General features: G+C 36.1%; 14 protein-coding genes. 8 read left to right on the forward strand and 6 right to left on the reverse strand.

Features of this window, described 5'->3' with window-relative positions; all coding sequences use genetic code 11:
• Positions 1-128: 128 nt before the first annotated feature.
• The 3 genes from JM83_RS17310 to JM83_RS17320 all read left to right on the forward strand — a co-directional run bounded on the left by JM83_RS17310 (position 129) and on the right by JM83_RS17320 (position 2,013).
• Positions 129-503, forward strand: coding sequence for a hypothetical protein (locus JM83_RS17310; RefSeq protein ID WP_144963341.1), 375 nt, complete (start codon positions 129-131; stop codon positions 501-503).
• 74 nt (positions 504-577) lie between these two features.
• On the forward strand, positions 578-1,195 hold the full coding sequence (locus JM83_RS17315) for a YqaA family protein (protein WP_144963342.1): 618 nt from the start codon (positions 578-580) through the stop codon (positions 1,193-1,195).
• 50 nt (positions 1,196-1,245) lie between these two features.
• A complete protein-coding gene (locus JM83_RS17320; RefSeq protein WP_144963343.1) occupies positions 1,246-2,013 on the forward strand; it encodes a DUF1206 domain-containing protein in 768 nt (255 codons plus the stop codon).
• 12 nt (positions 2,014-2,025) lie between these two features.
• On the opposite strand, the gene JM83_RS17325 is transcribed toward JM83_RS17320, so the two are convergent.
• Positions 2,026-3,135: a DEAD/DEAH box helicase gene (locus JM83_RS17325; protein ID WP_144963344.1), complete on the reverse strand. Its 1,110-nt coding sequence runs from the start codon at positions 3,133-3,135 to the stop codon at positions 2,026-2,028.
• Between the two features lie 155 nt (positions 3,136-3,290).
• Here JM83_RS17325 and JM83_RS17330 point away from each other — a divergent pair, with 155 nt between their 5' ends.
• On the forward strand, positions 3,291-3,446 hold the full coding sequence (locus JM83_RS17330) for a YqaE/Pmp3 family membrane protein (RefSeq protein ID WP_144963345.1): 156 nt from the start codon (positions 3,291-3,293) through the stop codon (positions 3,444-3,446).
• 518 nt (positions 3,447-3,964) lie between these two features.
• Here JM83_RS17330 and galE read toward each other — a convergent pair.
• Positions 3,965-5,002: a UDP-glucose 4-epimerase GalE gene (gene galE, locus JM83_RS17335; protein WP_144963346.1), complete on the reverse strand. Its 1,038-nt coding sequence runs from the start codon at positions 5,000-5,002 to the stop codon at positions 3,965-3,967.
• 549 nt (positions 5,003-5,551) lie between these two features.
• Here galE and JM83_RS17340 point away from each other — a divergent pair.
• From JM83_RS17340 to JM83_RS17355, 4 genes are all read left to right on the forward strand, one after another.
• A complete protein-coding gene (locus tag JM83_RS17340; RefSeq protein WP_144963347.1) occupies positions 5,552-5,836 on the forward strand; it encodes a DUF3817 domain-containing protein in 285 nt (94 codons plus the stop codon).
• A 1-nt stretch (position 5,837) separates the two neighbouring features.
• Positions 5,838-7,151 carry a mechanosensitive ion channel family protein gene (locus JM83_RS17345; protein WP_144963348.1) on the forward strand — a complete coding sequence of 438 codons (1,314 nt, stop codon included), beginning with the start codon at positions 5,838-5,840 and terminating at the stop codon, positions 7,149-7,151.
• A gap of 22 nt (positions 7,152-7,173) precedes the next feature.
• The gene (locus tag JM83_RS17350; RefSeq protein WP_144963349.1) at positions 7,174-8,265 is read left to right on the forward strand and encodes an endonuclease/exonuclease/phosphatase family protein; all 1,092 of its coding nucleotides are present in this window, start codon (positions 7,174-7,176) and stop codon (positions 8,263-8,265) included.
• Positions 8,266-8,398: 133 nt separating this feature from the next.
• Positions 8,399-9,328, forward strand: coding sequence for a mechanosensitive ion channel family protein (locus JM83_RS17355; protein ID WP_144963350.1), 930 nt, complete (start codon positions 8,399-8,401; stop codon positions 9,326-9,328).
• On the opposite strand, the gene JM83_RS17360 is transcribed toward JM83_RS17355, so the two are convergent.
• From JM83_RS17360 to JM83_RS17375, 4 genes are all read right to left on the reverse strand, one after another.
• Entirely contained in the window at positions 9,325-9,714 is a 390-nt protein-coding gene (locus JM83_RS17360; RefSeq protein ID WP_144963351.1) for an acyl-CoA thioesterase, read from the reverse strand. The two genes, JM83_RS17355 and JM83_RS17360, sit on opposite strands and share 4 nt — an antisense overlap.
• Positions 9,715-9,886: 172 nt before the next feature.
• Positions 9,887-10,312 (reverse strand): NUDIX domain-containing protein, encoded by a 426-nt coding sequence (locus tag JM83_RS17365; protein ID WP_144963352.1) that lies wholly within the window; start codon positions 10,310-10,312, stop codon positions 9,887-9,889.
• On the reverse strand, positions 10,313-11,185 hold the full coding sequence (locus JM83_RS17370; protein WP_144963353.1) for a DUF72 domain-containing protein: 873 nt from the start codon (positions 11,183-11,185) through the stop codon (positions 10,313-10,315). It lies immediately after the preceding gene.
• 18 nt (positions 11,186-11,203) lie between these two features.
• Positions 11,204-12,556: an NAD-dependent succinate-semialdehyde dehydrogenase gene (locus JM83_RS17375; protein ID WP_144963354.1), complete on the reverse strand. Its 1,353-nt coding sequence runs from the start codon at positions 12,554-12,556 to the stop codon at positions 11,204-11,206.
• Between the last annotated feature and the right edge of the window lie 43 nt (positions 12,557-12,599).

Below are 12,599 nucleotides of genomic sequence, written 5' to 3' on the forward strand. Positions count from 1 at the left end.
TTATAAATATTAGCCAAAATGGTTTCAAAAAAACTTTAAAGCACTAACTTTGCGATCACCCTTAAAAAGCCTATAAAATGAGCTGATATAGGGTTTCAGTATTTGACAGTAACATAAAAATATATAAGTTGAAAAATCCAAAAGCTCAGAAATTAATAGATAAAATTCAACACGATTTAATGCGTAACGGATTAATTATTAACACGCTTGTAGAGGATCTAAAACAGTTAAGGCCTTTTGCAATCGAAGAAGAAGATCCACTTTTGGCAAAAGTGATCCGCTTGACCTATGAACATGTAAAAGCCACAAATTCTTTTGAAATTCCCATTCCAGAAGATGAACCTTTGGATGAGAACGAGAATGAAATTACAGCTATTGAATCTACTCCGCAAGAAAGCTTAGATTATCTTTTATCATTGATGCACGATACTTCAATAAAAAACAATGTGATCGATCTACGTGAATACAGTAATGCATTAACAGCATACGCAGATGAGAATTAATTGAATATTACTATAAAAGTATTGGAATTGCTTTAATAATAGCGTTTTCATATCCATAACCAAATTAACAATGAATGAAAAAGGAAGCGAAATCTAAAAAGAAATCGCGAGCGCGTTTACTTCATCAATATTATAGTTATACCGGTTTTTATAAGTTCGTAGCCAAAAGTGTGAAAAAGGCAATTATTCCAATAGTCCTTTTTATCGCTGCCATTTTTGCCTTGGATTATTTTGTTCTGGACCTTAATAAATTACTGGTAACAGTTACCGAAACCTATTCTCCAATTGGTATCCTTGGTGTGTTTTTTGCTTCAGAATCTTTACTTGGGATTATTCCTCCAGAGCTGTTTATTGCTTGGGCAGGAAAATCTGAATTCCCCATATTTTATTTATCTTTATTGGCTGCCGCATCTTATTTGGGTGGAATTGTCTCCTACTTTATAGGAGTTGGAATCACTAAAATTCCAGTTGTACATAAACAAATTGAAACCAATATGGCGAAACATATTAAAAACACCCGAAAATGGGGTGGTTTTTTAATTATTGTTGGAGCCTTGCTTCCTATTCCTTTTGCCATGACGAGTATTGCTGCCGGAATTATTAGATTCCCGTTTATGAGCTATCTTATGTATGGACTTCTAAGGTTTATTAGATTTTATGCCTATGCTTTGGTAATATTTGAAATGGTTTAATAACTTATATTTGATGCTAATTATATGATTTCTAGTCTATTTGCTTTTTTATGAGCGCGCTAAGAAACATCGCCCGTACAGGATATGTTGCGAAGGGAGTTATTTATACCATAACCGGTTTGTTAACTTTCATGGCGGCGATAAATATAGGTGGGGAAAAAGCGGGGAAAGAAGAAGTACTGGATTTCATTAAAAAACAAGATTTAGGTAGCACTCTACTAATAGTTTTGGCTTTTGGGCTTCTATGCTATGCCATATGGCGCTTTGCACAAGCCATAGTGGATCCTCAAGGAAAGAAGGGGAAAAGCAAAAACAGAGGACAGCGTTTTGCCCTATTTATTAGTGGAGTAAGTTATGTAGGTTTAGCAGGGCTGGCAATTTTAACAGCCGGAGGGAAATCGGGCTCATCCAGCATGAAGCATTCCAGCATATTAACAACCGAAAAAGGGCTTTGGATCTTGGCAGGCATAGGCCTCCTTTTTGCAGGAAGGGGAATCTACCAAATAACGCGAATCTTTAAAACGAACTTTATAAGAAAATTCGATTTTGAATCTATGACCGATGAGAGGAAAAGAAAAATTATAAAGAACAGTGCCTACATGGGAATGACTTCCCGTGCAATTATATTTTTAATTATCGGTTTTTTTGCATTGAAGGCATCTTTCACTGCGAACCTAGATGAAATTAAAACCACTTCAGATGTATTTGGTTTTATAGAAACTTCAACTTGGGGTTCTTTCCAGTTAGGGATGATATCCACAGGTTTCGTAGGCTATGCCGTTTATATGTTCCTTTCGGCTAAGTACAGAAGCTTCTAAATTGAAGTTCAATTATTTGACCTTGGTGAATTTTATACTGAGTTCTTTTTCTAATTCATAAATCCTTCTGGTTTCTTTTGGATTAACCAAAACTAACGAAATACCTGTGTTTCCTGCTCTGGCTGTTCGTCCACTCCTATGTGTATAATATTCGGTTTGATCTGGTAGTTGGTAATGTACCACGAAAGCGAGATTATCCACATCTATTCCCCTTGCAGCAACATCTGTAGATACTAAAAGGCGCAAACTCTTGTTTTTAAAAGCCCTCATTGCCTTTTCCCTGTCTTTTTGAAGCATATCGCCTTCCAACAAACCAACTTCGTGGTTCTTGGCCAACAATTGCTTTGCAAGAATTTTTGCTGCAGCCTTGGTCTTTGTGAAAATAATACCTCTCTGTTTTCCTTGAGACCTTAAGAAAGATGCCAAAGTATCCAGCTTGTTATTATCGTCCCCAGTTACATAGTGATGTGAAATTCCTGTATTTATAGAGTCATTTTTATCTACAGAGACCCTAAGAGCATCTTTTGAAACATAATTTTCTATGATCTCATTAAGCTCTTTTGGTATCGTAGCCGAAAATAACCACACGTTTCTTTCTCCTTTTGTCTTGGAAAGGATTTTAGTAAGGTCATCTTTGAACCCCATGCTTAACATTTCGTCCGCTTCATCTAATACCAGCGTATGGATTTTAGAAATATCCAATGCTTTTCTCTTTAAAAGATCAATCAACCTTCCCGGAGTTGCCACTACAATTTGGGTAGGCCTTTTTAATCTTGAAATTTGAATATCGATCTTTTCACCACCATAGACAGCTTCAGTAAAAACATTTTCTGAATACTTTGTGAATTTAAATAACTGTTTTGCAATTTGTTGTCCAAGCTCCCGGGTTGGTGCTAGTACTAAAGCTTGAATATGGTCTTTATTAGGATCTACCTTCGCCAATATTGGTAATCCAAAAGCAGCAGTTTTCCCAGTGCCTGTTTGTGCTTGTCCAACAAAATCTATATTCTCTACAGATAATACGGGGATTGCAGCCATTTGTATTTTAGTAGGATTAATTATCCCTAATTCTTGCAATCCTTTATTTATTTCTTTTGAAACACCTATCTCTATAAAGCTCATAGTTATATTTTGAATTTGCAAAGATACCTTTTCTAATTCAGACTGCGTATTCCCAAAGGGAAGTTATAATTAGTTAAATTATAGCTAAACCAAACGTGCGAATAGTAGATTTTATAAGAGATTAGCTAATTTCGGCGAAACCAAAAACATATATTATGTCTTTAATTACTATTATTTTAAATATATTATTACCACCATTAGCTGTTTTCTTAAAGCATGGTCTTGGAGTTACCTTTTTAATTAGTTTATTGCTTACTGCTTTAGGCTGGTTGCCAGGGGTAATTCATGCCTTTTATGTTAACGGAAGATAGGATCATTAAAAAAGCCACTTTTTAATAATAAGTGGTTTTTTTATTTCAAATCAAGAACCTAGGGGCAAGCCCGCAAGGTATGCATTGGAAAATAATTTTAAAAATTCGAGGCTTGCCTCGGGGAATTAAACCCTCAATGAGGGATTAAAATTTAGAGGCCAGTAGATAGTTACCTATTGAAAAATTTATCAATGTCGCTATCTGTCAGGTTGAGCGTAGTCGAAACCTTTATTTAGAGGACGAAGAGTTCTCGACTGCGCTACCATTGACGTGTTTTTATTTATTTGTGAATCCAAGACCCTGAAACCAGTTCAGGGTGACGATGCGGAATTGTCCCCATGCTGAACTTGTTTCAGCATCCCATCAGCTTATATAAAAAACACGTCAATTTCCTACGCTGGATAATTTTTTTATCACGGATCTCGAACTGACCATTGTGGTAAAGATTAAAATACTGATTATTAACAGGATAATCATCTGATTTAGATATGTGTTTATCTACTGACCTCTGTTAAAGTTTATTCCTTTTCTTCATTTTTAGAGACTTTTTTCTCCCACTTCCAAGCACTTTCCAAAGCTTCATCCAAGCTATGCCCTGCTCTCCAGTTTAATACTGAATTTGCTTTATGCGTATCTGCATAAGCCGCTGTAATATCTCCTTCACGCCTGTCAACAATTTTATAAGTCAACTTTTTTCCTGTGGATCGCTGAAAAGATTCAATGACCTCTAACACAGAATTCCCGGTTCCGGTTCCCAAATTAAAGACATCGTAATTATTTTCAGGATCACCTTTTATCAATCTTTGTAAAGCTACCACATGGGCTTTGGCCAGATCCATTACATGAATATAGTCCCTAATGCAGGTACCATCGTTTGTTGGGTAGTCATTTCCAAAAACAGATAATTGTTCGCGCTTACCAATAGCAGTTTGAGTAATAAATGGAACCAAATTTTGTGGTGTTCCAATTGGCAATTCCCCAATCTCTGTACTTGGATGCGCCCCAATAGGATTAAAATACCTTAGGGAAATCGCGCTGAAGTTGGGATGGACCTTACAAGTATCTTTTATGATCTCCTCCCCTATTTGCTTGGTGTTTCCATAAGGGGACATCGCCTGTTTTACAGGTGCATTCTCACTTATGGGCAAAGAATCGGCTTGTCCATAAACTGTGCAGGAAGAACTGAATATAAAATTAGCACGTTCTTTTTTGCTAAGATGTTGCAAGACATAGATTAAAGTAGATAAATTGTTCTCATAATACAGCAAGGGATTTTCTACGCTCTCTCCCACTGCCTTAGAGGCTGCAAAATGAATAACTCCATTTATATCCTCATGTTTTTCAAAAAAATTGTTCACTGCCTCCTTATTCCTTAAATCAATGTTTTGGAATTCTGGCGTAATCTGGGTGATCTTGGTGATTCCCGCCAGTACATCTATCGATGAATTCGATAAATTATCTATTATCACAACTTCAAAGCCTTGTTGCTGGAGCGCAACTACGGTATGCGAACCAATAAACCCAAGTCCGCCGGTAACCAATATTTTAGATTTCATGTTTACTTTTTCAATTCTGTGCAAATTAGGGAAATTGCAAAAAACGAAGCTTCATTCAATTGATTTCTTGTCGATTTTTGGTATAGTTTTAACAAGCTAACCCATTCAGTATAAAATTATGTGGTTACCATTTTGCCTCAAACAAAGCACCTGGCCCTCTCGTCACCCTGAGACCCGTGATAAAAATTATTTAGCGTAGGAAATTGACGTGTTTAAAAATTACCTCAAATTTAGCCTGTTGAAGGATTTCAGAGCAGATCCCTCCTAGGTGGGAAAGACAATAAAAAAGGAGTGTCATTCTGAAGGAAACGCAGTGGACTGAAGAATCTCAATAAAACAGAATCAATTTAACTAGAGATCCCTCCTAGCGTCGGGATGACAAAGTATTCAAAATACGTCAATGGTAACTTGTTTTAGCATGATAAAAAACCCACATATAGTTAGTTAAAAGTAATTGCTAACATAAAAGCGGACAAGCAGATAGATTTTAATGAAAGGATTCGCTATCTACTCTAAGTATTAAATTTATCTTTGCAAAAATTTAAATTAATGAATGAACGTATTCAAATCAAGGTTTTTAAATGGGTAAGTATTTTAGAAGGGCTTTCCTTTCTATTGTTGCTTTTTATAGCAATGCCATTAAAGTATTTGTTTGACCTTCCCCAAATGGTTGAAGTAGTTGGAATGGCTCACGGAATCCTTTTTATATCATATCTTGTGGGCGCCATACTCGTTTATAATATACTGAATTGGAAATTTAAAACCTTACTGCTTGCCGTTGCTTGCTCGGTAATTCCATTTGGTCCTTTTTATATAGAAAAAAAGTATTTATAATATGTTTGAAGACATTTTTGATATAAAACCAATAAGTTGCTTTCTTGAAAATTATTTTATTGAGCAAGGGATGAATACCGTTGCCGCTGGATATCTTAACCTCGCAATAAATCTTCTTGCACTTTTTGGTTTGGTGCTTTTGGTGAATTATATATTGAAAAAATTTGTAATAGAATCTTTTAAAGCCTTTACCAATAAAACCAAAACCACTTTCGATGATTTCTTGATCAAAAGTAATTTTCCAAAATATGTTGGAAGGATAGTCCCCATTCTCGTTATCTATGCCACGATTCCTGTTATTCTTATAGATTATCAATTTGTTTTGAAAATCGTTATTTTCTTCACTAATCTCTATATAATAATATTGGTTGTATGGATCTTTAGGAGTTTACTGCGAACAAGCAAAAACTATTTAAAAACCAGAAAAGAATATTTTGATAAGCCCCTAGATAGCTATATGCAGGTGCTTATGATTTTTATTTGGATCGTGGGGATTATGTTCATTTTCTCTGAAATCACAGGGAAATCTGTTCTTAATTTTGCGATTTCTTTAGGTGCTGCATCTGCAGTTATATTATTGATCTTTAAGGATACTATTTTAGGGTTTGTGGCCTCCATACAAGTATCTGTAAACGATATTGTGCGCATTGGGGACTGGATTACCTTTAGCAAATATGGAGCCGACGGAGATGTAACCGAGATTAACCTTGCAACGGTACGGGTACAGAATTTCGACAATACTTTTACCACGATCCCTACCTATAGTTTAATTGCCGATTCTTTCCAGAACTGGCGCGGCATGCAGGAATCACCAGGTAGACGTATTAAGCGGGCAATAAACATTAAACAGAATTCTGTGAAATTTGTCACTTTAGACGATTTGGAGAAATTAAAATCCATAAGTTTAATCGCTCCTTATTTGGAACATCGGCAAAAGGAAGTTAATAAATACAATAAAACAAACAATATAGATACGTCACTTCCCATAAATGGGAGGAACCAAACCAATTTAGGGATTTTTAGAAAATATGCCGATGCGTATTTACATGACCATCCGGCAATTAATAAAGAGTTATACCTCATGGTTAGGCATTTATCACCAACCCCTCAAGGAATTCCATTAGAGATCCTTTGTTTTAGCAGTGATAAGCGTTGGGAAAATTATGAATATATTGCTGCGGATATTTTTGACCATTTAATCGCGGCATTGCCTTATTTTGGACTCCAACTTTTTGAAGCTCCTTCTGGGGATGATTTAAAATATTTAGCAGACAACATGAAACAGGATCCCACTACAATTAAAACCCAACTATAACCAACCATCTAAAACTCCTCCTATGAAATTAAAACCTTTCTTGCAAGGTTTCGGACTATTTGCCATCTTGTTAACCCTAATACCAATTGCCGCAGCAGATTTCTGGTGGGTAAGAATGTTCGATTACCCACATATACAGTTAACCATACTTACTTTTGTGGCGCTGGTAGTTTATTTTATGAGGTTCGATGTAAAATGGATAAAAGATTATTTTTTTGTTACCATATTACTTGGCTGTTTTGCTTTTCAGCTATACAAAATATATCCTTATTTACCCCATAATTCCTATGAAGTGGGGGAAGCAGAGAACACTATTGAAAGTGACAATGCATTTAAATTTTATGCAGCCAATGTGTTGCAAAAGAATACCAATCCAAATATTTTAATTGAAGAGATTAAAACAGTAGATCCAGATATTCTTCTACTAACTGAAACGGATACTCGTTGGATGAACGATATTGCCAAAGCGGTTTCCAAGTACAAGTATAAAGTAGAAATCCCTATAGATAACACCTATGGGATGCTTTTATATTCCAAACTTCAGCTAAAAGATGCACAAAAGAAGTTTTTGGTAGATGATAGTATTCCTTCCATTCAAACCATAGTTAAGTTAAGGTCGGGCAAGGAAATCATGCTGTACGCAATTCACCCCACTCCCCCAATGCCACAAGAAAACCCAAGTTCTACAGATAGGGATGGGGAAATGATGATGGTTGCTAAAAAGGCCTTAAATCGTAAAATGCCAGTAATTATAGCTGGAGATTTTAATGATGTTCCATGGTCTGGAAGTACAAAATTGTTTAAGGAGGTAAGTACCCTTTTGGATGTTAGGGTGGGAAGGGGCTTTTATAACACGTTCGATGCCACTAGTTTTTTAATGAAATGGCCTTTAGATCAATTCTTCGTTTCAGAGGAGTTTAGGGTAATTAAATTGAAAACCGGAAAAGATATAGATTCAGATCATCTTCCATTTTATGTGGAATTAAGCCTTGAACCTAATGATGCCGATGAACAAGAATCCGAGAAGCCAACCGAAAGTCAATTGGAAAATGCCAATGAGCAAATTCAGGATGCCAAAGATGAACAAGTAGAGAAGAAAAAGGATGGGGAATAATTTCTTCAACAAAGAAACTCCTCAGTACATTTCCTTGTTTCACTTAAACCTTCTTCTATTAAATATTCTAACATATAATTAATAGAAGAAGGTTTTTTAATATCTATATTTCAGGAAACATAATTGAAATTGAATGCAAGAAACTGCTAACGAACAATTGAGCTTGAACGAATCGTTCCTTCACTTTTACGAAAGATTTTTAGAACAATTACCTGGAATAGGTTTAGGCTTGCTAATCATAATCCTTGGAGTTTTAATAGGGACATGGGTGGGCAATTTTGCCAAAAAGCGAATATTCAACCGTACCAATGACCCGCTTATGAGTAGGTTTCTAGGGAAAACAATAAAAATAATTGCTTTAACAATTGCCATTATGCTTGCTTTAAGGGCTGCGGGATTGGGCGGGATTGCCACTGGAATTCTTACAGCTGCGGGGGCGAGTGCCGTTGTTCTAGGTTTTGCGTTTAAAGATATTGGAGAAAATTTTATTGCAGGAATCATTCTCGCTTTCAATCGACCTTTTGATATAAATGACACCGTGGAAATTGGTGAAAATTTCGGAAAAGTAAAAGCCTTGGAATTTAGATATACAAAATTGAAAACATTTGATGGGAAGGATGTCTATATTCCAAATAGCGATGTATTAACAAAACCAGTAACCAATTTTACCGAAGACGGCTTCTTTAGATGGAATTTTGTAATTGGGATCGCTTACGAAGATAATATTGAGGGAGCAAAGAAAACAGTCATGGAAGCCTTAAGAAATGAACCCGATGTTATTGAAGATGCCGAACATGAAAATTTTGTGATTGAAGATGAGCTGGCAACAAGCACCGTTAATCTAAAAGTGTTCTTTTGGGTAGACACCAAGGATTTTAGAAGAAAAGCCCTAACCACAAAAGGGAATGTAGTTAGGGTTGTTAAGGAGGCGTTAGAGGACAATGGATACTACATGCCAGCCGATATCCAAGAGATCAAGATCTATGGAGGGAACAAGGATCTAGAATTGCCGGTAAGGCTATCTTCTCTAAAACAAAACGAAACACCTACTAAAAAAGACTAATCCTTAAGCCTATCTTTCACATATTCTATTCGGGATTTACCGTGAGCATGGGGTTTTCCTTTGGTATCCAAACTTACCATCACTATATTATCTATGGTAATAATAGTATCCCTGGTCATTTTATTTCTCACCTCGCAGCATAATGTCAGCGATGCAGTACCAAATTTTACCACATCTATCCCAATTTCAATGATATCGCCTTGGGAGGCTGAACTTTTAAAATTAATTTCACTCATAAATTTAGTAACCACTCTGGGATTTTCTAATTGAATGATGGAATAAAGCGCACATTCTTCATCTATCCATTCCAACAATCTACCTCCAAATAAGGAAGCATTCGGGTTAAGGTCTTGCGGTTTTACCCATTTTCTAGTATGAAATCTCATATTTTATTATTTATAAATTATTATTAACTATATCTGTTTTTCGGTACCATCTCGTCACCCTGAACTTGTTTCAGGGTCTCCTCTCCACATACTGGGATGCTGAAACAAGTTCAGCATGACGAAAAATCTGAATGTCCTAGTTAAAATCAATAACTGGCATAAACTCTAAAAATCAGTAATTATTATTTCGTAGATGCTCTTTTGCATCTTCAATAATTTGTGCATGATCGAAGGCAAGTTTCGGTAATTCATCTACACGAAACCAGTCAGCCTCTTTGGCATCATCTCCTGCTTTTATTTGCACTTCTTTTCTTAATTCCCCAATAAAAGCAATCGAAATTGTTCTACCTCGTGGATCCCGATTTAAATTTCCATAGGTTTTTAACTGCTTTAAATCATCCAACTCCAAACCTGTTTCTTCGAATAGCTCCCTTTTTGCACCTTCTATTAGACTTTCGGTTTCTTCCAAAAAACCTCCTGGTAATGCCCATTTATTTTTAAAAGGAGCGTTCTTGCGTTGTATTAATAGAATTTTAGCGGAAGATCTAAAATCTTTAAATATTACGGTATCAACAGTTATTGCTATTTCTTGTCGCATCTATTTTAAAGTTTCAGGTATTGGAAGTTCCAAATTAAACTTGGTGTTCAGTTTTTCTATAAAATAGGCAGATAAAAGCGGGGAAGCTTCTTCAACATTTTGATGGACAAAGAAATAGAGGTTTTTAAGGCCTAGCTCATACCACTCTTCGATCACTTTTAACCAATCGTCCAAACGGGTATAGTCCGAAGGATGGTTTGCACCATTAAACCTAATAAATGCAGTTTCATTGGTGAGCCTCATATGCAACAGGTCACGCCTACCAGCACTATCGGTTATAATGTTTGCGATATTGTATTTCAATAAAATTGAATTTAATTCATCAGCAATGGATGGGTCCTGAAACCATTCTGTATGCCTTAGTTCTAATCCAAGAGGAATTTCCTTTGGCCAATGCTGAAAAAACGGTTCTAACCTATCCATGTTCTTTGGATGAAAATTCTCCGGCATTTGTAAAAACACCATCCCCAACTTCTCTTCCAAAGGCAGTAAATTACTTACATAATCATCTACCAATATTTCAGAATCATTTAGCCTCTTAATGTGACTGATAGATCTTGTTACTTTTGGAAAGAACTGAAAATCCCCCAACGCTTTATCATGCCATGTTTGAAATTGATCTGCAGGAAACATTCTGTAAAAAGAAGCATTTAGCTCTATGGAATTAAACTGAGAGGTGTAATAAGTCAATTCATCTTTTGTTCCCTTAGGGTAAAAATTCTTAAGATCCTTTTTGTTCCATTTGGCACAACCAACTCGAACATTTAAAAATTCAGAAGGATCCTGTTGTTTTAGAATTTTTACTGTTTGTTCATGTGTTGGTGGTAAACTAAAATCTATACTGCTCGGGTCGTCAACTTTTCCGAAATTCATATTTTATATTTTGTTAGCTTATTTAATGTATACCGTTTTCTTATTTACAAACTCCCGAATTCCATGAATGGACAGCTCCCTTCCATACCCGGATATTTTAGTTCCCCCAAAAGGCAATCTAGGATCACTTTTTACCAATTCGTTGATGAACACTGCGCCATCGTCGAATTTTGGGCATATTTTTTCAGCGAATTCCAAATCTTCCGTGAACACAGAAACTCCCAACCCGAAATCTGAAAAATTCACCAATTCTATAGCCTCTTCTTCATTTTTAAAAGTAGTAACAGAAATTACTGGGCCAAAAGTTTCTTCTTTGAACACCGCCATTTCTTTAGTAACACCCGTTAAAATTGTGGGTTCATAATAAGTGCCATTTCTAACACCCCCTAAATGAATTTTAGCTCCCTGTTTTACAGATGCTTGCACTTGTTTCTCCAGATCTTCTGCAAGATCTTCCCGCGCTAAAACTCCAATATAAGTATCCTCATCCATTGGATTCCCACTTTTCAACTCCCGTACCTTCTTGGAGAAAAGCTCCAAAAATTCATCGGCGATGGAGTCTTGCAATAAAAGTCTTTTCCCCGCGATACAACTTTGCCCTGTATTCTGAAATCTGGCCTGTACACAAGTAGCTACGGATTTTTTAATGTTGGCATCCTTAAAAACAACCAAAGCATTGCTTCCGCCCAGCTCTAAAACCGATTTTTTGATCTCTTCTCCTGCTACCGAAGCTACCGCACTACCTGCGGGTTTACTTCCGGTTAAGGTCACCGCCTTAATCCTAGGATCTCTAATTATTTCTTCCACTCGCTTACTGCCAATTGGAATATTTTGAAAACATCCCTTTGGAAAGCCTGCTCTTTCAAATATTTTCTGAATATTATTGGCAGACTTCATCACATTGCTGGCATGTTTTAAAACACCTATGTTTCCCGCCATTAGTGCTGGAGCTGCAAACCTAAAAACCTGCCAAAAAGGATAATTCCAAGGCATAACAGCCAAAACGACTCCAATAGGCTCAAAAGATGTATAGCTCTTTTTAGCATCGGTTTTAATCATTTCTTTTGTCAAGTGTTTTTCTGCATTTTCAGCATAATATTCACAAACCCATGCGCATTTTTCAACTTCAGCAATTGCCTGGCTAATAGGTTTTCCCATTTCCAACGTAATGGTTTGGGCATATTCCTGCTTATTCTTTTTTAACTCTGCTGCTGCAGCCATCATTAATTTAGAACGCTCACTAAACGATGTGTTTCTCCAACTTTGAAATCTTTTATCGGCAATATCCAATGCTTCATCAATCTCTTTCTTGGAAAATTCTTGGACGTTGGCTACTTCTTCGCCATTATATGGGTTTCGGGATACAATCATAACTTTTTTCAATTTGATTAAAGGTAAAAATAACCATTTAAAG

This window comes from Gillisia sp. Hel_I_86 (assembly GCF_007827275.1).
Lineage (GTDB): Bacteria > Bacteroidota > Bacteroidia > Flavobacteriales > Flavobacteriaceae > Gillisia.

What these genes read in the sequence shown, in the direction of transcription:
- JM83_RS17330 (WP_144963345.1), top strand. Translation starts at nt 3,291, where the DNA reads ATGTCTTTAATTACTATTATTTTAAATATATTATTACCACCATTAGCT.
- JM83_RS17350 (WP_144963349.1), top strand. Translation starts at nt 7,174, where the DNA reads ATGAAATTAAAACCTTTCTTGCAAGGTTTCGGACTATTTGCCATCTTG.
- JM83_RS17365 (WP_144963352.1), bottom strand. Translation starts at nt 10,312, where the DNA reads ATGCGACAAGAAATAGCAATAACTGTTGATACCGTAATATTTAAAGAT.
- JM83_RS17375 (WP_144963354.1), bottom strand. Translation starts at nt 12,556, where the DNA reads ATGATTGTATCCCGAAACCCATATAATGGCGAAGAAGTAGCCAACGTC.
- JM83_RS17320 (WP_144963343.1), top strand. Translation starts at nt 1,246, where the DNA reads ATGAGCGCGCTAAGAAACATCGCCCGTACAGGATATGTTGCGAAGGGA.
- JM83_RS17315 (WP_144963342.1), top strand. Translation starts at nt 578, where the DNA reads ATGAAAAAGGAAGCGAAATCTAAAAAGAAATCGCGAGCGCGTTTACTT.
- JM83_RS17370 (WP_144963353.1), bottom strand. Translation starts at nt 11,185, where the DNA reads ATGAATTTCGGAAAAGTTGACGACCCGAGCAGTATAGATTTTAGTTTA.
- JM83_RS17355 (WP_144963350.1), top strand. Translation starts at nt 8,399, where the DNA reads ATGCAAGAAACTGCTAACGAACAATTGAGCTTGAACGAATCGTTCCTT.
- JM83_RS17345 (WP_144963348.1), top strand. Translation starts at nt 5,838, where the DNA reads ATGTTTGAAGACATTTTTGATATAAAACCAATAAGTTGCTTTCTTGAA.
- JM83_RS17325 (WP_144963344.1), bottom strand. Translation starts at nt 3,135, where the DNA reads ATGAGCTTTATAGAGATAGGTGTTTCAAAAGAAATAAATAAAGGATTG.
- JM83_RS17340 (WP_144963347.1), top strand. Translation starts at nt 5,552, where the DNA reads ATGAATGAACGTATTCAAATCAAGGTTTTTAAATGGGTAAGTATTTTA.
- JM83_RS17360 (WP_144963351.1), bottom strand. Translation starts at nt 9,714, where the DNA reads ATGAGATTTCATACTAGAAAATGGGTAAAACCGCAAGACCTTAACCCG.
- galE (WP_144963346.1), bottom strand. Translation starts at nt 5,002, where the DNA reads ATGAAATCTAAAATATTGGTTACCGGCGGACTTGGGTTTATTGGTTCG.